This window comes from Nocardia sp. SSK8, from assembly GCF_037034205.1.
Taxonomy (GTDB): Bacteria; Actinomycetota; Actinomycetes; order Mycobacteriales; family Mycobacteriaceae; genus Nocardia.
In genome coordinates, this window is record NZ_JBAGKD010000006.1 from 366,547 (window position 1) to 390,650 (window position 24,104).

The window sequence follows — 24,104 nt, forward strand, 5'->3', positions numbered from 1 at the left end:
TCGCTGACGGCGCCACCACGGCGCCGGAAGTCCTCGAACAGCCCCGTCTCGCACCCGCGAGGCGGGGCTGTTCGGATGTTGTTGGGCAGCAACCCTGTATCGAATCTCCACCCGATAGATGCCGGATCGCGCTAGCTTGGATATGTAGACACACGCCGGTGCCGCCGATTCGATTCGAGGGGTGGTCACATGGATCCGGAACCGACCCGCATGCAGCCCGGGCCGTCGGAGCCGTCGCCGGTGGGCAACAGTACCCAGCGGGCCAAGGCGCCGGGGGAGCCGGACGAGGCGGTGATCGCCGAGCTGGACGCCATGGGGCTGACGGGGGCCGTGGAGATCGGTCGCGGCGGATTCGGCGTGGTGTACCGGGCGTTGCAGCCCGCGCTGGACCGGGTCGTCGCGGTGAAGGTGCTGTCCTCGGAGATCGATGTGGAGAGCCGCGAGCGGTTCCTGCGCGAGGAGCAGGCCATGGGCAGGCTCTCCGGACACCCGAATATCGTCGACATCCTGCAGGTGGACGCCACGCCCACCGGGCTGCCGCTGATCGTCATGCCGTACTTCGCGCGCGGCTCGCTCGAGCAGCTCATCCACGACACCGGCCCGCTGACCTGGTCGGACACCCTGCGCGCCGGGGTGAAGCTGGCCGCGGCGATCGAGTCGGCGCACCGCGCGGGCATCCTGCACCGGGATGTGAAACCGGCGAACGTGCTGATCAGCGGCTATGGCGAACCGCAGCTCACCGATTTCGGCATCGCCCGCATCCCGGGCGGTTTCCAGACCTCGAGCAGCATGATCACCGGCTCGCCCGCGTTCACCGCGCCCGAGGTGCTCAAAGGCCATGAACCGACCGTGCGGTCTGATATCTACGGTCTCGGCGCCACCCTGTTCGCGCTGCTCACCGGCCATGCCGCCTTCGAACGGCAGGCGGGGGAGAAGGTGGTGGCCCAGTTCCTGCGGATCACCACCCAGAACGTGCCCGACCTGCGCGCCCAGGACATCCCCGACGACGTGGCCGCGGTGATCGAACGCGCCATGTCACCCGATCCGGCCGACCGCCCCGCCTCCGCCGCCGAATTCGGCGAACTGCTGCGCGAGGTGCAGCGCGCGCACGGCCAGATGCCCGACGAGATGGCCCTGCTCGGCGCCGACGAACCGGCCGAGCACGCGCCGGAATCGCTCAAGGCCGTCACCGCCCGCCGCAGCTGGCCGCTGACCCTGCAACCGGCGGGCGCCTCGGTGCCGATGCGCACCAGCACCACCATGCCGCCCACCGCCGCCACCAAGTTCCGCCCGCCGACGCCCGCGCGCGAGCCCTTCCCGCGTCAGCGGCTGCTCGACGTGCTGCGCGCGGGCGGCAACCGCAGGCTGGCGCTGGTGCACGCTCCGGCGGGCTTCGGCAAGAGCACCGTCGCCGCGCAGTGGCGCGCCGACCTGGTCGCCCGCGATATCCCGGTGGCCTGGCTGGGCATCGACGGCGACGACGACAACGAGATCTGGTTCCTCGGCCACCTCATCCAGGCCATCCGCCGGGTGCGCCCCGATGTCGGCGCCGGGCTCGAACAGGTACTCGAGGAACGGCCCGCCGACGCGGTCGCCTTCGTGATCGCCACCCTGATCGACGAGATCCACGCCAGCGACCGCCCGGTGGTAGTCGTGGTGGACGATTGGCACCGGGTGCGCGATGTGGGTGTGCACCGGGCGATGGCGGCGCTGCTCGACAACGGCTGTCACCACGTGCGGTTCGTGGTGACCAGCCGCGACCAGTCCGGGCTGCCGATCAGCAGGCTGCGGGTGCGCGACGAACTCGTCGAGCTGGGCGCCGAACAGCTGCGCCTCACCGAGGCCGAAACACGCCAGATCCTGGTGGAGCGCAACGGTTTCGCGCTCACCGACGAGCAGATCGAACAGATCCACGCCGCCACCGAGGGCTGGCCCGCCGCGATCCAGCTGGTGAGCCTGACCCTGCGCGGCAAGGGCGACCCCACGCAGCTGCTGAGCTCGCTGGCCGAAGGCGGCCACGGCATGCGCGAGTACCTGGCCGAGAACGTGCTCGACAGCATGGATCCAGAGCTGCTGGAATTCCTGATGGCCATCTCGGTGGTCGAACGGATCAACGGCCCGCTGGCCTCGGTGCTGGCCGAGGTGCCCGACGGCGCCGCGCTGCTGGAACAGGCCGAGCAGCGCGAACTGTTCCTGCGCCGGATCGAGCACGACCCGGAGTGGTTCCGCATGCAGCCGCTGTTCGCCGAGCATCTGCGGGCCCGGCTCGACCGCGTGCATCCCGGACGCTCGAAGATCCTGCACCGCAAGGCCGCGCGCTGGTTCGCCGAACATCAGCTGCTGCGCAAGTCGGTCGACCACGCGCTCGCCGCCACCGATCTCAAGCTCGCCGCCGACCTGCTCGAGAGCGGCGGCATGGACCTCATCGACGGTTCCCGGCTGGCCACCCTGCTCGGTTCGGTCTCCAAACTGCCCGTGCAGCAGGTGACGTCGCGGTCCAAGCTGCTGATGGCCGTGGCCAGGGCGAATATGAACCTCCAGCAGACCGGCACCGCGCGCTCGGCGCTGGGCAGGCTGTCCAACCTGCTCGCCCGCGGCGCCACCGAACCCGAGCTGGCCCAGCAGCGCTGCGCGGCCACCGTGCTCGACGCCGCCGACCGGGTGGCCCACGACGACACCGCCGGGGTCACCGACCGGCTGGCCACCTGCCTGGAGAATCCCGCCGAGCTGCCCGCCTGGGTGGTCTCGACCGCGGCCAACCTGGTCTCGTTCGTGCGGCTGTGCGAGTTCGATTTCGCGGGCGTGACCGAGATGCAGGACTGGGCGCGGGAATATCACGCGGTGTCCAAGGATCCGCTCGGTCCGGTCTTCGGGTTGTGCGCCCGGGGCGCGGCGGCCTACGAGCAGCTCGATATCGCCGCCGCCACCGAGTACTACCAGCGGGCCTACGACACCGCGCGCGAGCACGCGGGCCCACGCTCGGACGCGGCGCGGGTGGCGGCGGCGCTGCTGGGTGAGGTGGCCTATCGTCGCGGTGACCTGGATCTGGCCGACCGGCTGCTCGACGAGAGCCACGAGCTGGTCACCCGGGTCGGCCCGGTGGACTTCCTGGTGGCCACCTTCGTCATCGGGGCCAGGGTCAAGGCCGCGCTCGGCGACCAGTACACCGCCGCGGCCCGGCTCGACGAGGGCGCCCGGCTGGCCGCCGACAACGACCTGGCCCGCCTGGACGCGCACGTGCGCGCCGAACGCTCCCGCCTCGGCCTGCCCACCGGCGAGAACGGCGACCGCTTCGCCGCCGACGCCTCGGGCAACGGGTCCCGCCGCAAGTCGGGGGCGGCGGTGCTCATCGCGGAGGCCAAGGAGATCGCCGAGATCCGCGAACTACTGGCCCAGCAGCGGCTGCGCGCCGACGACCGCGCCGCCCGCCACGCCCGGGCGCTCTACTCCCGCCTGCTCGACCAGCCCCGGCCCCGGGCCGAACTGGACGCCACCCTGCTGCTGGCCGAGACACTGGCCGCGGCGGGCTGGATCGGCGAGGCCACCGGCCTGGTTCTGCCGGAGCTGCGCACCTGCGCCGAACTGGGCTGGACCAGGCCGCTACTGGACGCGGGGCCCGGCGTGGTCGGGTTGCTGCATGTGCTGCGCACGCAATCGCACGACGGCAACCAGCACCCGATCCTCGCCGAACTCCCCGGCCACTTCCTCGACGAACTGCTCTGACTACGGCGTCCACCACGGGCGCAGCGGCACATCCCAGTGCCCCTCGGCGTCCAGTTTCACGCCGAGCACGTGGTGCAGTTGGACCACATCGCGCTGGAATCCGAGACGGCAACCGGCCATGTACAGGCCCCACACCTTCGCGGTGCCCTCGCCGACCTCGTCCACGCACGCGTCCCAGTTCTCGACCAGGTTCTTGCACCATTCGTGCAGGGTCAGGGCGTAGTGCTCGCGCAGGTTCTCCTCGTGCAGCACCTCGAGCCCCACGTTCTGGGCCTCGGCGATGATGCGGCCGGACCCGATGAGCTCGCCGTCGGGGAACACGTACCGGTCGATGAAATCACCGGCCTTGGTGGTGCGGGTGTTGTCCGGGCGGGTGATGCAGTGGTTGAGGAACAGCCCGCCGGGGCGCAGCTTGTCCTTGATGAAGCCGAAGTAGAACGGGTAGTTGTGCACCCCGATGTGCTCGGTGAGCCCGATCGAGGAGACGGCGTCGAAATCGCCCTCGGGGATATCGCGGTAGTCGCTGTAGCGGACCTCCGCCAGCTCGGACAGGCCCTCCTCGGCGATCTTGGCCTGGGCCCAGGCCGCCTGCTCGGCGGACAGCGTGGCTCCGATGACCTTCACCCCGCGCCGCGCGGCGTAGCGGACCATGCCGCCCCAGCCACAGCCGATGTCGAGCAGCCGGTCGCCTTCCTTCAGCCGCAGCTTGTCGAAGATCAGCCGGTACTTGTTCTCCTGGGCCTGCTCGAGGGTCCAGTCCGGTTCGCCGTAGACCGCGCAGGTGTAGGTCATCGACGGGCCGAGGACGTACTCGTAGAACTTGTTGGAGACGTCGTAGTGATGGTGGATGGCCTCGGCATCGCGAGTCTTGGAGTGGCGCAAGCCCTCCAGGGCGATCCGGCGCCAGCGCGGTAGCGTCTCCTGCGGCGGCGGGGCGATCGGCTTGAGCCGTTCCCAGCCCAGCGAGCGCGCGATGGTCACCAGCGACAATGCCGACGGGCGATGGAACTTCATGCCCTGCATCGCCTCGAGGATCTCGTACGGGTCGCCGGGATGGACCCCGTCGGCGACCATGTCGCCGGAGATGTAGGCGCGGGCCATGCCCAGGTCGCCGGGGGCGGTGGCCAGGTAGTTGATCCCGCGCGGGGTCTTGATGTCGAGGGTGAATTTCGCGTCGGCGGGGCCGGTGGCGCTGCCGTCGTAGGCGTTGAGCCGGATCGGGATGTCACCGTCGACGAGGGTTTCGAACACCTCGGCGATGGTGAGCCTGGTTCCCAGCTCGGCGAATACCTCTGATCGGTCCTTGAATGTCGTCACTTGCGTTGCACCGCCTTCGAATACAGATTCAGCAGTCGTTGGTCCGGGTCGTAACGGGTCTTCAGTTGCGTGTAGGTGTCGCCACCGTAGAGCGCGGCGAACTCGGTTTCGTCGTAGAACGCGTCCGAGTACAGCGATTTGTGACCGTCCAGGGCGGACACGGTCTTCTCGATGGCGCGGTTGGCCGTCCCTTCGGGCTGGCCGGGCACGGTCGGCACGGCCGACCAGAACCCGACATTGACGTAGGTGCGACCAGGCTCGAGCGGGTACAGCGGCCACGGGCGCTCGGGCCGGGCACCCTCGACCGCGCGTTCACGCAACCGCAACGGGCACAACCAGATCGGCTCGATGGGTATTTCCCGCAGGAACCATTCGACGAATTCGGCGGTGCGCCCGACCGGCACCTCGATGTCCTGCACCACCCGCTCCTGCGGCGGATTGCCCTTGCGGGCCTCGAGCCGGTCGCCGATGTGGTACTTGCGGTCCAGCGCGACCAGCTTCCAGTAGAAGCTGCTGCGGCGGTACTTCCTGGGCCAGAAGCGGCGGATCTTCGGGTTCTGGGTGCCGAAGGCACGTGAGCACCAGAACCAGTCGGTGTCCCAGCGCCACAGGTAGTCGTGGATCGTCAGCCGGTCGCGCTGTACGCCCTCGGCGTGCTGGAGGGAGCGGTAGTAGATGTCCATCCCGGTGTAGTCGCTGACCGGGCCCAGCTCGTCGGTGCGGCGGCCCAGCGTCAGGTAGCTCTCCTCGGCGGTGAACACCACGCCGTCGAGGTAGTCGACCTGTTCGCCCTGGTAGCTGCGGTCGACGACGATGCGTTCCAGCTCGGCTTCCAGTTCCCGCAGGTCGTGGAAGCGCACGTGCCGCAGCTCGACGAACGGCGGCACCGGTTCGAGTTCGATCTTGAGCCGGACGGTGTAACCGAGGGTGCCGTAGGAGTTGGGGAAGCCGTGGAAGAGTTCGGCGTGCTCATTGGTCGGGGTGGCGGTGACGATCTCGCCGGAACCGGTCAGCACGTCCATTTCCAGCACGGATTCGTGCGGCAGGCCGTTGCGGAACGAGGTCGACTCGATGCCGAGCCCGGTCACCGCACCGCCCAGGGTGATGGTCTTGAGCTGCGGCACCACCAGCGGCGCCAGGCCGTAGGGGAGGGTGGCCGCGACCAGGTCCTCGTAGGTGGTCATGCCCGCGACATCGGCCGTTCGCGCCACCGGGTCGACGGCGATCACCTGTCCGAGTCCGGAGACATCCAGGCCGGGCGCGGTCGTCGCCGCCCTGGCGCGGAACAGGTTCGACGTCTTCTTGGCCAGGCGGACGACAGCGCCGGGAGGGATGGCGCGATAGCTTGCCAGCAGTCGTGCCACGCCCTCTCGGTGCGCAGGGTATCCAGACTCGCGTGCGGCCGGTGCGTGGCCGGCTCTGCCCAACAGACTCACTGCCACTCCTCGACGCTAGTACTCCGGGGCCCGCCCGGCCACCGGATAGTTGTGCGTCGTCACGAAAAGTCCCCTGGCCGGGGGTTCGGAAAGCGCACAGGGCAGGATGTAACCCGGTCGAGATATCGCACCCGGCGACAAGGAGTCAACAGTGGGACAGGTCAGCGCCAGCAGTTCGATCGTGGTCGCGGCGGATCCGCAGCACACCATCGAGGCGATCGGCGACTACGAGACGATCCGCCCCCGCATCCTCTCCGCGCACTACCGCGACTACAAGGTGATCGAGGGCGGCAAGGGTGCCGGGACCGTGGTCGAGTGGACCCTGCAGGCCACCGAGAAGCGTTCGCGCAACGTACGCGCGAATGTCACCGTGTCGGACTCGATCCTGACCGAGCGTGACGCCAATTCCTCGATGGTCAACACCTGGACCGTCACCCCGGAGGGCACTGGTTCGCGCGTCACCGTTCGCACCACGTGGCAGGGCGCGGGCGGCATCTCCGGCATCTTCGAGGGCATCTTCGCCCCCCTCGGCCTGAAGAAGATCCAGGCCGAGGTGCTGGCCAACCTCGCGCGCGAACTGGCCTGAGGCCGCTGGTCCTTCGCGATCAGTCCTTCGCGATGTCGAAGAGGTTTCCTTCGGGGTCGGCGAGGGTGGCCCACTGGACGCCGTACTCGTCGAAATCGCCGATGTGCTTGCCGCCCAGGCTGATCGCGCGCTCGATGTAGTCGCGCCATTCGGCGGAGTGGTAGTCCAGATGCACCACGTTCTTGCCCGGGGTCTTGTCGTCGACCTGGATGAACATCAGGGTCGGCGACAAGCCCGCGGTCTTGCCGACGGTGGCGAAGTGCTCCGAGGCTTCCGGGTCGACCGGCACGTCCAGCAGCTGGGCGTAGAAGTCGGCCAGGGCCCCGGCGTTGTGGCAGTCGAACGTGACATTGGCGAGTGCGAGGGTCATCGGGTTTCTCCTTCGGTGATCGGCCAGCACACCTCGGTGCGGTAGTCGGCCGGGTTCTCGGTGAGGTCGGGTCCGACGAGATAGCGCTCGCGGACCGGTTCGTCGGGCAGGGCGGTGGCGTGCTCGGCGACATGGCTGCCGAGTGCGCCGTAGGTGCGGTCGAAGTCCTCGAAGGCGCCGGTGTGCACGGCGATCGCGAAGCGCAGGGCCGGGAATCCGGTCACCTCCAGGCCTTCGGGCACCACGAGTTCGGTATCCGGCGGGATCGGCACGTAGGCGGTGACCGAGCCGGTGTCCTCGGTGAAGAACTCCGTCGAATAGGTCGCGCCCGCGACACCGCCCGGCGTGACGCCGAGGGCGAGCAGGCTGGTGTAGAGCTGCTCGAACGCCGCATCGCACCACGGTCCGATCGCGCGATGCTCCACGCGTTCGGTGCGGGTGAGCGCGGTGAACCCCGGTTCCACCCGGTAGTCCACCCGGATCGGCGGCGCGGGTTCGGTGAGCAGCGCGCGCAGCGAGGCGATCACGTCCTGGGTCCGCCGCAGCTCGGCCTCCATCCGGACCAGATGCGCCCGCAGGGTGGCATCGCGTTCAGCCGGATCGGTGGCCGCCAGCACCGCGCGGATCTGCGGTAACGGCATGTCCAGATCGCGCAGCCTGCGGATGAGATGCGCGCGCTCGACCTGCCCGGTGGAGTACCTGCGATAGCCGGTGCCCGCGTCCACCACGACCGGCTCGAGCAGCTCGATCTCGTGGTAGTAGCGCAGCGTCTTCACGCTGAGGTGGGTGAGGCGGGCGAATTCGCCGATCGCCACGGTGGCTGTCATGGGAACCAGCCAACACCCTCCAGCGGGGGGAGGGTCAACAACGGCTCAGGCGGGGGCCAGCACGAAGGCGGCGAGCAGGGGCCAGTCGCCCTCGCGCCACCAGGAGTAGCCGAACCAGACGCCGGGAGCGATCTCGCGGATCTCGTCGTAGACCTGCGGGGTCGGGGAGGGGGCGTAGTTCAGCGCCCAGGTGGTATTGCCGTCGAGGATCGAGGACGCCCGGTAGACATCGGCGGGGAAGGCCTCGATGCCCGCGCCGGTGACGCGGTTGGTCAGGGTGCCGCCGTCGGGGCCGGTGCGGAAGACCTTGCCGATCCACAGCGCGGGCGCGACACCGGTGAACTGCTGCGGGCGGGTCACCCAGCCGTTGGTGACGCCGTTGGGGACGGCGCCCGCCTCCGCGTCGCGATAGATCTGGTCCTGCTGGGTGACGCTGCAGCGAAATCGCAGCGAATCCAGGGTCGCCCCGGGGTTGCCGGTGTCGACGACGCAACCGCGTCCGTAGTCGGTGACCTCCGCCGAAGCGGTGGGGGCGGCGAGAAAGAGCAGGCAGACGGTCGACGCGCACAGGGCTGCCGCGGCGGACAGTCGAGCACGGGTGGCTTTCATCTGTTCTCCCTGGGGTAGCTGTACCTGGCCCGACCTCGTTCGATCGTAGGGGCCGTGCCGCGATCCGGATCGAATGTGGTACGCCAGCAACGAATCTGTTATCTGAACAGGCGCCGGTAACGGTCCGGTCGGTATGCGCGGCCCCGGGCGCCGATGTGGGACCATCGCCCGCGAAGCCGTGCGTACTAGGCTTGGAGCCGACGACTTTCTAGAGAGGACATCCTGTGCAACCCGGTGATGGTCAGTTCGATATGCAGGCATTGCTCGCCCAGGCCCAGCAGATGCAGCAGGCGGTGATGCAGGCCCAGGCCGAGCTGGCCGAGTCCGAGGTGCAGGGTCAGGCCGGTGGCGGGCTGGTGGCGGCCACCATCAAGGTCAGTGGTGAGGTCACCGCGCTGACCATCGACCCGAAGGTGGTCGACCCGAACGATGTCGACGGCCTGCAGGACCTGGTCATCGGCGCGATCAACGACGCGATGGCCAACGCGCAGAAGCTCGCGGCCGAGCGGCTCGGCCCGCTCTCGGCCGGTCTCGGCGGCGGCTCGCTGCCCGGTCTGCCCGATTTCTGATGTATGAGGGGCCGGTTCAGGATCTGATCGACGAGCTGGGCAAGCTGCCCGGTGTCGGTCCCAAGAGCGCCCAGCGCATCGCGTTCCATCTGCTCGCCGTCGAGCCGCCGGAGATCGACCGGTTGCAGGCGGCGCTGCAGAAGGTGCGCGACGGTGTGCAGTTCTGCGTGTCGTGCGGCACCGTCGCCGACGGCGAACTGTGCCGGATCTGCGCCGACCCGCGCCGCGACCGCACGATGATCTGTGTGGTCGAGGAACCCAAGGACGTCCAGGCGATCGAGCGCACCCGCGAGTTCCGTGGGCGCTACCACGTGCTCGGCGGCGCGCTCGACCCGCTCAGCGGCGTCGGGCCCGACCAGCTGCGCATTCGCGAGCTGCTCACCCGGATCGGCAATCAGGACGACGGCGTCGACGTCAGCGAGGTGATCATCGCGACCGACCCGAACACCGAGGGCGAGGCGACGGCCACCTATCTGGTGCGCATGCTGCGTGATTTCCCCGGGCTCACCGTCACCCGGCTGGCCTCGGGCCTGCCGATGGGCGGCGACCTGGAGTTCGCCGACGAGCTGACCCTCGGCCGCGCCCTGTCCGGGCGCCGCGCGCTCTGATCAGAACTCGACGCGGGTCCAGGAGACTTCCGCGCCCGCGTCGGGTTCGCCGTTGGCCCAGGCCCAGATAATGCGCGCGACCTGCGCCGGATCCGCCAGCGTGGTGCCGAAGTGCTGGTCGGCCGAGCCGTCGCGGTATTCGAGGGTGTACGGGCCCGCCGGGTCGCGATAGGTCTGGATGTAGCGCTGCTCGCCGCGCTCGACGATCAGATACGGATTCGGATCCGCCAGCCCCGCCACCCAGCGGTGCGCCAGTTCCTCGGTGAGATACGGGAATTCACCGGCTCCACCGTGCGTCACGGCGATCGGGATGTGCCCCGCCGGATCGATCAGCCAGCTCAGCTGCGGATCGTAGACGGCGTACCCGCGCGGCGTGGCGAGGTCGAACAGCAGCGTGCGCACGAACCCGATCGCGTCGTACGGCGAAGGCACATACAGCGTGTCCCCACTGGGCCCACCCACCGCCTCGACACTCAGGAAAACGTCATCGGTGGGCAACTCACTGTTGCGCTCGTTCAACTCCGCCGCGATCTCCGCGATCGCCCCCGACTCCGGCTTCCCCTCCTGCCCGGCCAGATAGGCGTCCACCTCATCGATAGACCCGGCGACACCGGACGGAAGAATGATGTGGTCGTAGCTCACCAGCCCAGCCTACGTGAGCTGGGAGATCGCTCGTCATAGCCGGTCGGCGGCCATCGCTAGAGGCCGCGGACGTACCGGATCGACGCGGCGACGGCGCCCATGTCCAGGCTCAGGGTGGGATCGTCGGCCACGGCCTCGCGGATTTCGAGGAGGGCGTCGTCGATGGTGGAGCTGAAGACGCTCCATGTCTCGGACGGCAGATCGTAGGTTTCGATCAATGCCAGTGCTGCGGAGTCGACTTCGGCGGTGGGGTACCCGGGTCGCTCGTCGGCGAGGAATCGCACTACGCCGTCGATCGGTGCGCGTCGATTCGCGAGGGCGGTGAGCTCTCGGCTCACGTACTGCCGGACGGGCAGGCCGGCCGCGCGTGCGCGCCGTCGCAGGACCGTGGAGGTCGGGGCGGGCAGGTCATCGATGTCGATCAGCGCCATGTTCGACACGGTAGGCGCGGTAGGAGTGGATCGGTAATGGTGGCCGGATCCGCGGCTGTGGTGGGGTGGGGCGTTACCGGGTGGTTTCGTGGGGGTGTGGGTCGGGAAACGCCGGGGTTGGGCGGGGGTGGTGGGGGCGTTCGGTGTGGTCAACTGGGGTATGGGCATCAAGGTGTCGCTCGAGCACCGGACCGCGTATTCGTTCGATCGGGTCGTGGAGGTGCATCCGCACGAGGTGCGGTTGCGGCCTGCGCCGCATTCGCGCACGCCGATCGAGGCGTATTCGCTGGCGGTGTCGCCTGCGGGGCACTATGTGAACTGGCAGCAGGACGCGTTCGGGAATTTCGTTGCGCGGCTGGTGTTTCCGGAGCCTACGCGGGAATTGTCGATCACTGTGGGGTTGATCGCGGATCTCGAGGTGGTCAATCCGTTCGATTTCTTCGTCGAGGATTACGCGGAGTATTTCCCGTTCGCGTATCCGGCGGCGCTGGCGGCGGATCTGGAACCGTATCTGCGGCCGGTCGGTGCGGCCGGTGAGCTGGTGCGGGAGTGGGTGCGGGTGCATCGGCCGCAGGGGCGGATACGGTCCATCGACGGTCTGGTTGAGCTCAATTACGCGCTGCGCAATACCGTCGGCTACACCGTGCGGATGGAGCCGGGGGTGCAGACGCCCGAGCACACCTTGCGCAGCGGGCTCGGATCGTGCCGGGACTCGGCGTGGTTGCTGGTGGCGATCCTGCGGGAACTCGGGTTGGCCGCGCGGTTCGTGTCGGGGTATCTGGTGCAGCTCACCTCGGATACGCCCGCGCTGGACGGGCCGTCGGGGCCCAGCGCCGACTTCACCGACCTGCACGCCTGGACCGAGGTGTACCTGCCCGGCGCGGGCTGGGTCGGCATGGACCCGACCTCCGGCCTGTTCGCCGGTGAAGGCCATATCCCGCTGGCCGCGACCCCGCATCCCGGTGCGGCGGCGCCGATCACGGGCGCCACCGGGATCACCGAGGCCACCCTCGAATTCAGCAATGTGGTGCGCCGGGTGCACGAGGATCCGCGGGTCACCCTGCCCTACACCGACTCCCAGTGGGCCCGCATCACCGCCTCCGGCGCGGCCATCGACGCGCGGATGACCGCCGCCGACGTCGGCCTCACCATGGGCGGCGAACCCACCTTCGTCTCCCTCGACGACCAGATGAGTCCCCAATGGACCACCGACGCAGACGGCTCGCACAAACGCGAACGCGCCGTCGACCTGGCCGACCGCCTGCGCGCCATCTACGCCCCCACCGGCATCGTCCAATACCGCCAGGGCAAGTGGTACCCGGGCGAACCCCTGCCCCGCTGGGAGATCGCCATCGCCTGGCGCGCCGACGGCCAACCGATCTGGACCCACCAGCACCTGCTCGCCGACCCGTGGACCCCGATCGATCAGTGCGGCACAGACCTCGCCGCGCGTGATGGCGGTGATCTCGGAGCTGTGCAACCGCAGAATGCCGCGGTGGCCGAGCAGTCCGTCGATGCTGGGTGCCGCGCCTCGGGAGCGGGCACGGGGGCGACAGCTGGTGTGGGCGAGCGGCGAGGAGGGCTCCCGCTCGCGGATAACGCTGACGCACGGGCGTTCACCGCGCACATCGCCCACGTGCTGGGCCTGCCGGACCGGCAGGTGCGTCCCGCCTACGAGGACCCGCTGGCCAGGCTGGCCGCCACCGTCGGTGCGCCCGAAGGGGAACCGCCGCAGGACGATATCGATCCTGGGGCGGATTCGCCGGAGACCAGGCGGGAATTGCTCGCGCGGCTGGATGCGGCGGTCGACGAGCCGAGTGCGTTCGTCCTGCCTCTGCACCGCAGGGACGACGGCGCGGGATGGGCGAGTGCGGACTGGCAGTTGCGACGGGGACGCGCGGCGGGCGGACCGGGGCGAATCGTACTGGCCGAGGGGGATTCGCCTGCGGGACTGCGGCTTCCGCTGAACTCGTTGTCGTGGCACGAAACGCCGGCGCCGCCCGAGGCCGATCCGCTGTTCCAGGGACCGTTGCGGCTGCCGCGTACGGAACCTCCCGGCGAGGTGGAGGAGGTGGATTTCCGGCCGACCACCGCGCTGGTCGCCGAAGTACGCGCGGGGCGGCTGCACGTGTTCCTGCCGCCGCTCGCCGAACTCGACGACTTCCTCGACCTGCTCGCGAAGGTGGAGCAGGCGGCGGTGGCGATCGGGCGGCCGGTGGTGCTCGAGGGGTACGCCCCGCCGGGTGACGCACGGCTACACACCTTTTCGATCACCCCCGATCCGGGCGTGATCGAGGTCAACATCCAGCCCACCGCTTCCTTCGCCGAGCAGGCCGAGGTGCTGGGCACCCTCTACGAGCAGGCCCGGCTCGCGCGGCTGAGCACCGAATCCTTCGAGGTCGACGGCACGCACGGCGGGACCGGCGGCGGCAATCACATCACCCTCGGCGGCATCAGCCCGGCGCGCTCGCCGCTGCTGCGGCGCCCGGATCTGCTGGTCTCGATGCTCACCTACTGGCAGCGTCATCCGGCTCTGTCGTACCTGTTCGCGGGCCGGTTCGTCGGCCCCACCTCGCAGGCACCGCGCGCCGACGAGGGCCGCGAGGACGCGCTCTACGAACTCGAGATCGCCTTCGCCGAGATCGCCCGCCTCACCGCCGAGCCGGTCACGACCCACCCACCGGCGGAAATCCGTTCCGCCCCCTGGCATATCGACCGCGCCCTGCGGCATCTGCTCACCGACCTCACCGGCAATACCCACCGCGCCGAATTCTGCATCGACAAGCTCTACAGCCCCGATTCCGCGCGCGGCAGGCTCGGCCTGCTGGAACTGCGCGGCTTCGAGATGCCGCCGCATTTCCAGATGGCGATGGTGCAGTCACTGCTGGTGCGCGGGCTGGTCGCGATGTTCTGGGAGCGGCCGTACCGGGCGCCGCTGCTCCGGCACGGGGCGAATCTGCACGGCCGCTATCTGCTGCCGCACTTCCTGACCGCCGATATCGCCGAGGTGGCCGCCGATCTGCGCGCGCACGGCATCGACTTCGACACCAGCTGGCTCGACCCGTTCACCGAGTTCCGTTTCCCACGCATCGGCACCGCGACGATCGGCGAGGTGGAGGTGGAGCTGCGTGGCGCGATCGAACCGTGGCTGACTCTCGGTGATCAGGCCACCGAACAGGGCACCGCCCGCTATGTCGACTCCTCGGTGGAGCGCTTGCAGGTGCGGGTGGTGGGCGCCGACCGCGACCGATATGTGCTGACCTGCAATGGCATGCCGGTCCCGCTGCTGGCCACCGGCAAGGCCGACGTGCAGGTGGCGGGCGTGCGGTATCGCGCCTGGCAGCCGCCGAACTCGCTGCACCCCTCGATCACGGTCGACGCGCCGCTGGTCTTCGATCTGGTCGACCCGGCGACCGGCCTGTCGCACGGCGGCTGCACCTATCACGTCGTGCACCCCGGCGGCCGCGCCTTTGATGACGCCCCCGTCAACGCCGTGGCGGCCCAGTCCCGGCGCAATCGCCGCTTCGAGGCCGCGGGACACACCGTGAATCCCCAGGATCCGGCCGAACTCCGTGCGAAGATCGCCGCGCAGTCGACCGACGTCGGCGCACCAGGCATCCTGGATCTACGTCGCGCGCGCACCGTGTGGGACACCGCAAGCCACCGGTAGCGCCCCCGCACCCCACTCCAGAAGGGCGAACCAGAAATGCCCGACCCACGCGTGAACGCAACCCCGCACATCCCGACCTCGAGGAGGGATCGCCGACGCAGTCGGCGGTTCGCGCCCGTCCCGTCGATCAGGCGCCGTTTCGCAAGCGACGAAGGAGCAAGAAACGGTGCCTGATCGACGGGACCCCAGGGGGCGCGAACTCGAGCGCGCCAGCGCTCCAAAAACAGAGCTGGCGCGTTACCGGGCCGCGAGCGACGCCGACGCGCGGTTCGACGAGTGCGGCAGGCCGACCACCGGCTACTACGACGAACTGGTCGACAGTCACGGCCGGGTGCGGGCGATGTGGTCGGAGCTGTCGACGGGTTTCGCCGAGCAGGGCGTGGCCGGGATCGGGCGGATCGAGCAGCGCGTGCGCAGGCAGATCGAGGACGACGGCGTCACCTACACCGAGGTCGGCGTCGGGGACGACACCGCCACCACCTCGCCCTGGCGGCTCGACCCGATTCCGCTGCTGGTCTCGGCCGATGACTGGACCCGGCTGGAGAGCGGTCTCGTGCAGCGCTCGCAGGTGCTCGACGAGGTGCTCACCGATGTGTACGGGCCGCGCAGGCTGCTGAGTTCGGGGCTGCTGCCGCCCGAGATCGTCTTCGGCAGCACAGGTTACGTGCGGGCCGCGCACGGCATCACCATTCCCGGTACCCATCAGCTGTTCCTGCACGCCTGTGACATCAGCCGCTGGAGCGACGGGCGCTTCCGGGTGCTGGCTGACTGGGCGCAGGCGCCCTCCGGCGCCGGATACGCGCTGGCCGATCGGCGGGTGGTGGCCGAGGCCATGCCCGAGGCGTTCGAGCACGCGGTACCGCGCCCGCTCACCCCGTTCGCGCGGGCCATGCGGCTCATGCTCGAGGAGGCCGCGCCGGAACTGGCCGACGGCGAGGAGCCCGTGGTGGTGGTGCTCAGTCCCGGCTCGCATTCCGAAACCGCCTTCGACCAGGCCTATCTCGCGCAGACATTGGGTTTCCCGCTGGTCGAGAGCGCCGATCTGGTGGTGCGTGACGGCGCGCTGTGGATGCGCTCGCTGGGCAGCCTGGAACGCGTCGACGTGGTGCTGCGCCGGGTCGACGCGGAGTTCTCCGATCCGCTGGACCTGCGCCCGGATTCCCGGCTCGGCGTGGTGGGGCTGGTGGAGGTGCTGCGGCGCGGGGCCGTCACCGTGGTGAACACGCTGGGTAGCGGGCTGCTGGAATCACCGGCGCTGAGCGCGTTCCTGCCGCGCGTCGCCCGGTCGGTGCTCGGCGAGGATCTGCGACTCGAGGGCATACCTTCCTACTGGGGCGGCGACGATACCGAACGCGCGCATCTGGTCAGCCATCTCGACGAACTGGTGGTGCGCTCGGCCGTCGACGGATCCACCATTGTCGGCCCCACGCTCTCCTCGGCCGAACGCGGCGAGTTGGCCGCCCGGATCGAGACCGAGCGGTGGAAGTGGGTGGGTCAGGAACCCGCCGAGTTCTCCGTCGCGCCCGCCGTCGAAGGGGCCACCGGGCTGGCGCCGGTGCCGGTCGGCATGCGGCTGTTCTCGCTGGCCCGGCGCGGGGGGTACACGGCGATGGCCGGTGGACTCGGCCAGCAGCGGATGCGGCTGGAACCGAGCCGCAGCGTGATCAAGGTGGCCGCCAAGGACGTGTGGGTGCGCGCGGCTCCGGCCGTCGCCGCCGCGGTCGCGGCCGAGGCACCGCACGAGGAGCGGGTGCGGCGCGCGGTGCCGGTGGTGGAGGCGGTCAGCTCGCCGCGTGTGCTCAACGACCTGTTCTGGATGGGCCGCTACAGCGAACGCGCCGAATCGGTCGTCCGGCTGCTGGCCGCGACGCACGACGTCTACCAGGACCACCGCTACCGGCCCTGGCACGACGGCGCCGAGGGCCTGCCGATCCTGATGCGCGCCCTGTCGGCCACCACCGGCACGACGGCCCCCGCCTCGGTACTCCCCGGTGAAACCGGCCCCGCCCCCGAGGCGGTCGCGCTGCGTCAGATCAGCTCCGGTGGTATGGATCCGGACAGCGGTGCACCAGACGCCGAGCAACGACCGGATCCCGACGACGAACCGGCGGAACATCCCAGCGATCCGCACAGCCTGACAACGGGCCGTACGCGAGCGGAGCCGCCCCGCGCTACGGACCGCCCGACGGGAGCAGTCGGCCGGGTGGAGGACGAGCGGCCCCGGACTACGGATCGTCCGATGGCAGCGGTCGGCGGGGTGGGGGAGGAGCCGCCCCGTGATCCCGACGGCGCGAGCGAGGATCTGGCGACCGCAGTCCGACGTGCGGTGGCGGGGGCGTCGGCGGATGGGTTCGCCTATCTCTCCACGCTCACCGCTGACCGGAACCTGCCCGGCTCCCTGTCGTACGCCGTCGACCACTACGGCTCGGCAGCGCGGGCCGTACGCGACCAGCTCTCGGCCGACACCTGGATGATCCTCGGTGCCGTCGATCGCGCCCTGGCCGAATTCCGCAGTGCCAGCGACGAACAGGAGAACGCACTCTCGGCGGTGCATTCGCTGACCTTGGCGGCGCTGCTGTCGCTGTCGGGGATCGGCGCGGAATCGCTGGTGCGCGACACCGGCTGGTACGTCATGGATATCGGTAAGCGGATCGAGCGCGGGCTCGCCCTGGCCGCGCTGCTGAAATCCACGCTGACGCAGGTGAACGCGCCCGAGGTGGAGACGGTGGTCGCCGATGCCGTGCTGGCAGCGACCGAGTCGGCGGTGAGTTACCGCCGCCGCCACCGCGGTTCGGCGCACGTGGCCGCGCTGGCCGGGCTGCTGCTGTTCGACGCGGGCAACCCGCGCTCGCTGGTGTATCAGCTCGACCGGCTCGAGGCCGACTTCCAGGCGCTGCCAGGCGGTTCCGGCGCCACTCGCTCGCAGCGGCTGCTGGCCGACGCCCAGCGCATGCTGCGCCGCGTCGACCCGGCCGAGCTGGAGAACACCGACGCCGCCGGGGTGCGCACCGAACTGGTGGAACTGCTGGAAGGGGTGCACTTGCGGCTGCGCAAGCTGTCCGAATCGTTCGAGGCCACCAAACTCGCGGTGCCGGTGGCCATCCAGCCGCTGTGGGGCAACACCAGGATGGTCGGATGAGCAGGCGCTACCGGGTGGTGCACCGCACCACCTACAGCTATTCCGACGAGGTCACCAGCTCCTACGGCCGGGCCTTTCTCACGCCGCGCGAGTTCGCCGGGCAGCGGCTGCGCGAGCACGACATCGTCATCGATCCGGTGCCCTCGGACCGCTCGGTCGGCAACGACGTCTACGGCAATGCGACCACCTACTTCCACGTCACATCCGAGCACCGGACGCTGGAGGTGACCGGGGAGTCGCTGGTCGACGTCGACGGCGATCATCCGTCGACCATGGCGGGCACCGACATTCCGTGGGAATCCGCGCGTCCGGGCGCGAGCACCGGCCCGCTCGCGGTCGAGTTCACCCTCGATCTGCTGCCGCCGGAGATCACCCCGGAGGTCACCGAGTACACGGCGAAGAGTTTCGCGCCGGGGCGGCCACTGCTGGAAGCGGTCACCGAGCTGAACACCCGGATCAATCGCGACTTCCGCTATGTCTCGGGGTCGACCACGGTGAGTACGCGGGTGGCCGATGTGTTCGCCGCGCGCGAGGGGGTCTGCCAGGATTTCGCGCGGGTGGGCGCGGCCTGCCTGCGTTCGCACGGGCTGGCGGCGCGGTATGTGTCGGGGTATCTGGCGACCGATCCGCCGCCCGGCAAGGAGCGCATGGTCGGCGTCGATGCCACCCACGCCTGGGCGGCGGTCTGGCTACCCGGCACCGACCCCACCGACCGCACCGGCCGCTGGATCGCCTTCGACCCCACCAACGACCAGTTCGCCGACGAGCGCTACGTGACCGTGGCGTGGGGCCGCGACTACCAGGATGTCCCGCCCCTGCGTGGCATCATCTACACCGACGCCAAACAGTCCACGATCACGGTTTCGGTCGACGTAGCCCCGGTGGAGGTGTAGTCCTTTGCGTGATTTCGGGTGCCCCAACTGCGGGCAGCAGCTGGCCTTCGAGAATTCGGTGTGTCTGTCGTGTTCGAGCCCGCTCGGGTTCAGTCCGCGGGAGCGCGCCCTGGTGGTGATCGGCGATCCGCCGGGCGCGGCGGCCGTCGATCCGGCGGCCGGGGTGGTCTGCGGTGAGCGTTTCCGGCTCTGCGACAACCTGCATGTGGCGCAGTGCAATTGGCTGGTCGCCGACGAGAACGGCGCACCGGGCCCGAAGCTGTGCGCCTCGTGCCGCCTCACCCGCACCCGCCCCAATGACGCCGACATCGCCGGGCTGGCCGCCTTCGCCGAGGCCGAGGCGGCCAAGCGCCGGTTGATCTTCGAGCTGGTCGAGCTCGGGCTGCCGATCGTGGACCGGGTGGCCGACCCGGTGCACGGCCTGGCCTTCGACCTGCTCTCCAGCCGCACCGCCGACGTGCTGACCGGCCATATCGACGGCGTGGTCACCGTCGACCTGGCCGAGGCCAATGACCCGCATCGCGAGCAGCTGCGCATCGAGATGGCCGAGCCCTACCGCACCCTGCTCGGGCACTTCCGGCACGAGATCGGCCACTACTACTTCCCGGTCCTGGTCTCCGGTGAGAACGCGCTGGCCCGCTTCCGCGAACTCTTCGGCGACCCCTACGCCGATTACCAGGCCGCCCTGGACCGCCACTACTCCCAGGGCGCGCCCGCCGGGTGGGACAACGACTACGTCTCCTCCTACGCCACCATGCACGCCGCCGAGGACTGGGCCGAGACCTTCGCCCACTACCTGCACATCCGCGACACCCTCGACACCGCCGCCGCCTTCGGCTTCGCCCCCGCGGGCGCCACGCTGGACCGCCCGCAGGTGGGCCGGGCGGGCTTCGACAAGATCATCGAGCTGTGGTTGCCGCTGGCCTGGTCGCTGAACATGGTCAACCGCTCGATGGGCCACGACGATCTGTATCCGTTCGTGCTGCCGGACCGGGTGCTGGAGAAGATGCGTTTCGTGCACGATCTGTGCACCGACGCCAACACCGCCGCACCGGGGGTGCTGGCCTCGGCCTAGCAGGGGCGCCGGAGCGGACAAACCCGGCATTTCGGGTGCGATGTAGGTCACCACCCACTATTCTCCCGTTCTGAGACCAACGCGTCTCAGAACCGCGAGGATGGCAATGAACTCACCCCTGGTCACCGTCGGACTTCCCCTGGCCTTGGCGGTGATCATGTTCGGCCTCGGCCTCTCGCTCACTGTCGCCGACTTCACCCGGATCGCCAGGACGCCGCGAGTGGTGGCGATCGCGCTGGTCTGCCAGGTGATCGTGCTGCCGCTCATCGCCTTCGGGCTGGTGCTGCTGTTCGGGCTGCCGCCGATCCTGGCCGTCGGCATGATGCTGCTGGCGGCCTCGCCCGGCGGGACGACAGCGAATCTGTTCAGCCACCTGTTCCGCGGTGACGTGGCACTGAATGTCTCGCTCACGGCGGTGAATTCGGTGCTCGCGGTGGTCACCGTGCCGCTGGTGACCAACTTCGCCATCGACTACTTCGACCCGTCCGGCGGGGCCGACGCGATCGGCCTGCAGATCGGCAAGGTGCTGCAGGTGTTCGCCATCGTGCTGGTGCCGGTCGCCGTCGGCATGCTGGTGCGCCGGTTCTCGCTGAGCTTCGCCACCCGGATGGAACGCCCGGTGCGGATCGGTTCGGCGGTCACGCTGGTGCTGGTGATCGTGGGTGCCATCCTCAGTGACAGCGGCGCCGCCGACGCGCTCGCCGACGTCGGCGCGATCACCCTGGTGTTCTGCCTGATCAGCCTCACCATCGGCTACGCGGTTCCGCGCCTGCTCGGCATCCACATCCGCCAGGCCATCGCCTGCTCGATGGAGGTGGGCCTGCACAACAGCACCATCGCGATCACCATCGCGCTCAGCGTCATCGGCAGCATCGAGATGGCCATGCCCGCCGCCGTCTACGGCGTGGTGATGTTCCCCCTCGCCGCGACCTTCGGCTGGCTCATCACCCGGCGCCGGACGCCTCGAACCGTGCCCGCCGAGTGATCGGCCGCGCGCCGAGTAGCTCACCTGGTAGACGAACACCCCGTGGCGGGCTAACCTCTTAGCTAAGGAGGCGTTATGGCAGGTCACGCGGCGGGACAGTTCAATATCCACGACGCGAAGACGAATCTGTCGCGCATCATCGAGCGGGTGGAGCAGGGGGAGGAAATCGTGATCAGTCGTGCCGGTACTCCGGTCGCCAAGGTCGTACCGCTGAGTCGCCGGGTCAACCGGACCGGCCGTGGCTCGCTGCGGGGGCGGCTGGTGTTGTCGCCCGAATGGGACTCGCCGGAGACCAACGCCGCCATCGCGCGCGACTTCGACGCATGAGCCTGCTGCTGGACACCCATGTGATCCTGCGGTGGCTGACCGACGATCCCACTCTGGACGCCGACCTGCGTGAGCGGCTCGACCACGACCCGGATGTCTACGTCAGCGCGGCCTCGGTCTGGGAGATCGCGATGAAGCAGGCGGCGGGCAAGCTGGCTGGACCGGCGGATCTGCCGGAACGCGTTGTCGGCAGCGGCTTCCTTCCGCTGCCGATCGAGGCGCGCCACACCATCGAGGCCGCCCGCCTTCCGCTGATCCACCGCGATCCCTTCGACCGGATCCTGGTCGCGCAAGCCCGCTGCGAGGACCTCACCCTCGTCACCCGCGACCCGCTGTCGTTGCGGTACGCGGTGGCGTCGCTGCCCTGCTGATCAGGCGCGGAGGCGTTCTCGGCGGAGGCGGTCGACCTCGGGGAGGTCGAGGGGGGTGAGGTCGGTGGGGGAGATGCCGAGGGCCTGGGCGATGAGGAGGTCGGCCAGTTCGGGGTTGCGGGCCAGGGCGGGGCCGTGCAGATAGGTGCCGATGACCGAGCCCTGGACGACGCCCTCGGTGCCGTCGCCGACGCCGTTGCCGACACCGCGGGTGACGCGGGCCAGGGGCTGGGCGGCGGGGCCGAGGGTGGTGCCGCCGCGGTGGTTCTCGAAACCGGTGAGTGGGGCGGACAGGCCGGGGATCAGGGGGGTGGTGGTCACCTCGCCGATGGCGCGCAGGTCCTGGGGGGAGGTGGTGACATCGAAGAGGCCGACGCCGTCGACCTTCTCGCCCGCCGAGGTCTCGTACCAGTTGCCGAGCACCTGGATGGCCGCGCAGATGGCCAGCACCGGCGCGCCCTTGGCGGCGGCCTGCTGCAGGCCGGGGTACTTCTGCAGGTGCCGGGTGGCCAGGCGCTGGGCGGAGTCCTCCGCGCCGCCGAGGGTGTAGATGTCGAAGGAATCCGGGACCGGGTCGGCCAGGGTGATGTCGACGATCTCGGCGTCGTAGCCGCGCATGCGCAGCCGCTGACGCAGCACCAGGGCATTGCCGCCGTCGCCGTAGGTGCCCATCACATCGGGCAGCACCAGGCCGATACGGATGGTCGAGCTCACTTGCGTGCCTCCAGGTCGCGGTTGAGATCGCGGAACGCGGTGTAGTTGGCGAGCACCTCGACGTGCCCGGCGGGGCAGGAGGCGATGGCGCGCAGCGGATCGGGGACGAGGGTGTGCTCCACGCCCGCGTAGGTCAGGCGCACGGCCAGGTCGGTGGCGCGTTCGCCCGAGGCGACCACCTGCACGCCCTCGAAGTGCTCGAAGCGCACATCCCACAGCCAGGACAGGTCCTCGCCGTCGGGCACCTGCCCGTTCACCGCGATCACCAGCCCGGCCGAGGTCGGCTCGATCATCGACAGCGCTTCCTGCCAGCCCGCCGGGTTCTTGGCCAGCAGCAGCCGCGCGTCGTGCTCGCCGACGGTGACGGTGCGGTAGCGGCCCGCGATCTCACGCACGGTGCCGGTGGCATCGGTGGCCTTGGCGGGCGCGGCGCCCAGCGCGACTGCCGCGGCGACGGCCTGCGCGGCATTACCGCGATTGGCGCGTCCGGGCAGCGCGAGATGCAGCGGCGCGCGGAAGCCGTCGGGCCCGCACAGGTCCTCGCCCTCGAGCCACCACTGCGGCCGCGGCCGGTGGAAGTCGGTGCCCGTCGAGCGCCAGTTCTCGCCCTCCCAGACGATCGGCTCGCCGCTGCGCGGGCAGCTGGTGGCGTCCACGGCCCAGCCGCTGCCCGCCGACACCCACACCACCTTCGGGTGGTCGTAGGCGATCGAGGCGACCAGCACGTCGTCGCAGTTCGCGATGACGACCGCGTCGGGATGACGCTCGAGCCCGGCGCGCAGCTTGCGCTCGATCATATTGATCTCGCCGACCCGGTCGAGCTGGTCGCGGCTGAGATTGAGCAGCACGATCGCGGCCGGTTCCAGCGCGTCGCTGACGTGCGGCAGATGCAGTTCGTCGACCTCGATGGCGGCCAGTGCCACCCCGGGGTGCAGGCTCAGCGCCGCCACGATCCCCGCGTCCATGTTCGCGCCGTCGGCCTGGGTGGCGACCTCGCCCAGCGTGCCGAGCGCGGCGGTGGTCATCCGGGTGGTGGTGGACTTGCCGTTGGTGCCGGTGATCAGCACCGTGCGCCTGCCGCGCCCGAGCTGCGTCATGATCGACGGATCGATCTTCAACGCGATCAGGCCGCCGATCATCGAACCCTTGCCGCGGCCCGCCTTCTGCGAAGCCCACGACGCTGCCGCCGCCGCTCGCAAAGCCAGGCGCCCACGCACCGAGATGTCTGCCACGCCGCGAGTCTATGTGCGCGGTGTTACGGGCGATGTACGGGAGCGGGGGTGCGCTCAGCCGATCCGCGCGACCAGGGTGCGGACCACCTCGGCGGTGACGTGATCGCGCCAGGTCAGGAAGTGATCGGGGGTGTCCAGGCCCGCGGCGGTGGTGTCGCCGGTGATGGCGAAGGCGAAATTGCCGAGATGACAGGTCGCCGAGGATTCGAGGATTTTGCCGTAGGTGCATTCGGTGGCGCCCCAGTCGGGGGCGACCGGATCTGCGGTGAGGCGTTTGGCGTCGGCGTAGAACGCGGCGACGGCGTCGTGTTCGCCGACCGCCGCGATGGTCAGGGTGATCTTGGTGTTCTCGGTCGCCGCGTCCGTGTCGGGCAGCGTGAAGGCGAAGACGCAACCACCGTGCGGGATATTGCGGACCAGCTCGTCCTCGACGGCCTGCACGGTTTGTGGCGTCCGCGAGATCCCGGTGGCCTGCGGCAGGATCGCGGTGATCTCGGCGTCACTGAGCAGCGCGCACGCGTCGGGCCAATTGTCGCGGGTGGCGGGCAGGCTCGCGACGATCCCCCCGTTACCCGCTGAG

21 protein-coding genes are annotated in these 24,104 nt (G+C 69.8%); 11 read left to right on the top strand and 10 right to left on the bottom strand.

Annotated elements, in window-relative coordinates; all coding sequences use genetic code 11:
- Nucleotides 1-189 precede the first annotated feature (189 nt).
- Nucleotides 190-3,723, top strand: coding sequence for a protein kinase domain-containing protein (locus WA675_RS14830; protein WP_336084888.1), 3,534 nt, complete (start codon nt 190-192; stop codon nt 3,721-3,723).
- Here WA675_RS14830 and WA675_RS14835 read toward each other — a convergent pair whose 3' ends face one another.
- Nucleotides 3,724-5,040 carry a class I SAM-dependent methyltransferase gene (locus tag WA675_RS14835; RefSeq protein ID WP_336084890.1) on the bottom strand — a complete coding sequence of 439 codons (1,317 nt, stop codon included), beginning with the start codon at nt 5,038-5,040 and terminating at the stop codon, nt 3,724-3,726.
- The gene (locus tag WA675_RS14840; protein ID WP_442945628.1) at nt 5,037-6,476 is read right to left on the bottom strand and encodes an FAD-binding protein; all 1,440 of its coding nucleotides are present in this window, start codon (nt 6,474-6,476) and stop codon (nt 5,037-5,039) included. The genes WA675_RS14835 and WA675_RS14840 overlap by 4 nt, the downstream gene beginning before the upstream one ends.
- Before the next feature lie 151 nt (nt 6,477-6,627).
- Between WA675_RS14840 and WA675_RS14845 the strand changes: the two genes are divergently transcribed.
- Nucleotides 6,628-7,062, top strand: a complete 435-nt coding sequence (locus tag WA675_RS14845) for an SRPBCC family protein (RefSeq protein WP_336084892.1) — start codon at nt 6,628-6,630, stop codon at nt 7,060-7,062.
- Between the two features lie 19 nt (nt 7,063-7,081).
- Here the strand turns inward: WA675_RS14845 and WA675_RS14850 are convergent, their stop codons facing one another.
- Genes WA675_RS14850 through WA675_RS14860 form a run of 3 tightly spaced genes read right to left on the bottom strand, consistent with a single transcriptional unit; the run spans nt 7,082 to nt 8,868 of the window.
- A complete protein-coding gene (locus WA675_RS14850) occupies nt 7,082-7,432 on the bottom strand; it encodes a VOC family protein (protein WP_336084893.1) in 351 nt (116 codons plus the stop codon).
- Nucleotides 7,429-8,259, bottom strand: a complete 831-nt coding sequence (locus tag WA675_RS14855) for a MerR family transcriptional regulator (RefSeq protein ID WP_336084904.1) — start codon at nt 8,257-8,259, stop codon at nt 7,429-7,431. The genes WA675_RS14850 and WA675_RS14855 overlap by 4 nt, the downstream gene beginning before the upstream one ends.
- Nucleotides 8,260-8,304: 45 nt before the next feature.
- On the bottom strand, nt 8,305-8,868 hold the full coding sequence (locus tag WA675_RS14860) for a hypothetical protein (protein ID WP_336084906.1): 564 nt from the start codon (nt 8,866-8,868) through the stop codon (nt 8,305-8,307).
- 224 nt (nt 8,869-9,092) lie between these two features.
- Here WA675_RS14860 and WA675_RS14865 point away from each other — a divergent pair, with 224 nt between their 5' ends.
- Together WA675_RS14865 and recR are read left to right on the top strand one after the other, a co-directional pair.
- Complete coding sequence (locus WA675_RS14865) at nt 9,093-9,437, top strand: YbaB/EbfC family nucleoid-associated protein (RefSeq protein ID WP_336084908.1); 345 nt, start codon at nt 9,093-9,095, stop codon at nt 9,435-9,437.
- On the top strand, nt 9,437-10,045 hold the full coding sequence (gene recR, locus WA675_RS14870) for a recombination mediator RecR (RefSeq protein WP_336084910.1): 609 nt from the start codon (nt 9,437-9,439) through the stop codon (nt 10,043-10,045). The genes WA675_RS14865 and recR overlap by 1 nt, the downstream gene beginning before the upstream one ends.
- Here the strand turns inward: recR and WA675_RS14875 are convergent, their stop codons facing one another.
- Together WA675_RS14875 and WA675_RS14880 are read right to left on the bottom strand one after the other, a co-directional pair.
- Entirely contained in the window at nt 10,046-10,687 is a 642-nt protein-coding gene (locus WA675_RS14875; protein WP_336084912.1) for a hypothetical protein, read from the bottom strand.
- Between the two features lie 56 nt (nt 10,688-10,743).
- Nucleotides 10,744-11,118 carry a hypothetical protein gene (locus tag WA675_RS14880; RefSeq protein WP_336084914.1) on the bottom strand — a complete coding sequence of 125 codons (375 nt, stop codon included), beginning with the start codon at nt 11,116-11,118 and terminating at the stop codon, nt 10,744-10,746.
- Nucleotides 11,119-11,278: 160 nt separating this feature from the next.
- Here WA675_RS14880 and WA675_RS14885 point away from each other — a divergent pair, with 160 nt between their 5' ends.
- The 7 genes from WA675_RS14885 to WA675_RS14915 all read left to right on the top strand — a co-directional run bounded on the left by WA675_RS14885 (nt 11,279) and on the right by WA675_RS14915 (nt 21,578).
- Nucleotides 11,279-14,788, top strand: a complete 3,510-nt coding sequence (locus tag WA675_RS14885) for a transglutaminase family protein (RefSeq protein ID WP_336084979.1) — start codon at nt 11,279-11,281, stop codon at nt 14,786-14,788.
- A gap of 166 nt (nt 14,789-14,954) precedes the next feature.
- Nucleotides 14,955-17,927 carry a circularly permuted type 2 ATP-grasp protein gene (locus WA675_RS14890; protein WP_336084916.1) on the top strand — a complete coding sequence of 991 codons (2,973 nt, stop codon included), beginning with the start codon at nt 14,955-14,957 and terminating at the stop codon, nt 17,925-17,927.
- Nucleotides 17,924-18,820, top strand: coding sequence for a transglutaminase family protein (locus WA675_RS14895; protein ID WP_336084918.1), 897 nt, complete (start codon nt 17,924-17,926; stop codon nt 18,818-18,820). The genes WA675_RS14890 and WA675_RS14895 overlap by 4 nt, the downstream gene beginning before the upstream one ends.
- 4 nt (nt 18,821-18,824) lie before the next feature.
- Complete coding sequence (locus tag WA675_RS14900) at nt 18,825-19,895, top strand: zinc-binding metallopeptidase family protein (RefSeq protein WP_336084920.1); 1,071 nt, start codon at nt 18,825-18,827, stop codon at nt 19,893-19,895.
- A gap of 106 nt (nt 19,896-20,001) precedes the next feature.
- The gene (locus WA675_RS14905) at nt 20,002-20,880 is read left to right on the top strand and encodes a bile acid:sodium symporter family protein (RefSeq protein ID WP_336084922.1); all 879 of its coding nucleotides are present in this window, start codon (nt 20,002-20,004) and stop codon (nt 20,878-20,880) included.
- Nucleotides 20,881-20,955: 75 nt separating this feature from the next.
- Nucleotides 20,956-21,207: a type II toxin-antitoxin system Phd/YefM family antitoxin gene (locus tag WA675_RS14910; protein WP_336084924.1), complete on the top strand. Its 252-nt coding sequence runs from the start codon at nt 20,956-20,958 to the stop codon at nt 21,205-21,207.
- Nucleotides 21,204-21,578, top strand: a complete 375-nt coding sequence (locus WA675_RS14915; RefSeq protein ID WP_336084926.1) for a type II toxin-antitoxin system VapC family toxin — start codon at nt 21,204-21,206, stop codon at nt 21,576-21,578. The genes WA675_RS14910 and WA675_RS14915 overlap by 4 nt, the downstream gene beginning before the upstream one ends.
- Here the strand turns inward: WA675_RS14915 and WA675_RS14920 are convergent, their stop codons facing one another.
- Genes WA675_RS14920 through WA675_RS14930 form a run of 3 tightly spaced genes read right to left on the bottom strand, consistent with a single transcriptional unit; the run spans nt 21,579 to nt 23,965 of the window.
- The gene (locus WA675_RS14920; protein ID WP_336084928.1) at nt 21,579-22,292 is read right to left on the bottom strand and encodes a type 1 glutamine amidotransferase; all 714 of its coding nucleotides are present in this window, start codon (nt 22,290-22,292) and stop codon (nt 21,579-21,581) included.
- Nucleotides 22,289-23,524: a Mur ligase family protein gene (locus WA675_RS14925; protein WP_336084930.1), complete on the bottom strand. Its 1,236-nt coding sequence runs from the start codon at nt 23,522-23,524 to the stop codon at nt 22,289-22,291. The genes WA675_RS14920 and WA675_RS14925 overlap by 4 nt, the downstream gene beginning before the upstream one ends.
- 54 nt (nt 23,525-23,578) lie before the next feature.
- Nucleotides 23,579-23,965, bottom strand: coding sequence for a hypothetical protein (locus tag WA675_RS14930; protein ID WP_336084932.1), 387 nt, complete (start codon nt 23,963-23,965; stop codon nt 23,579-23,581).
- Between the last annotated feature and the right edge of the window lie 139 nt (nt 23,966-24,104).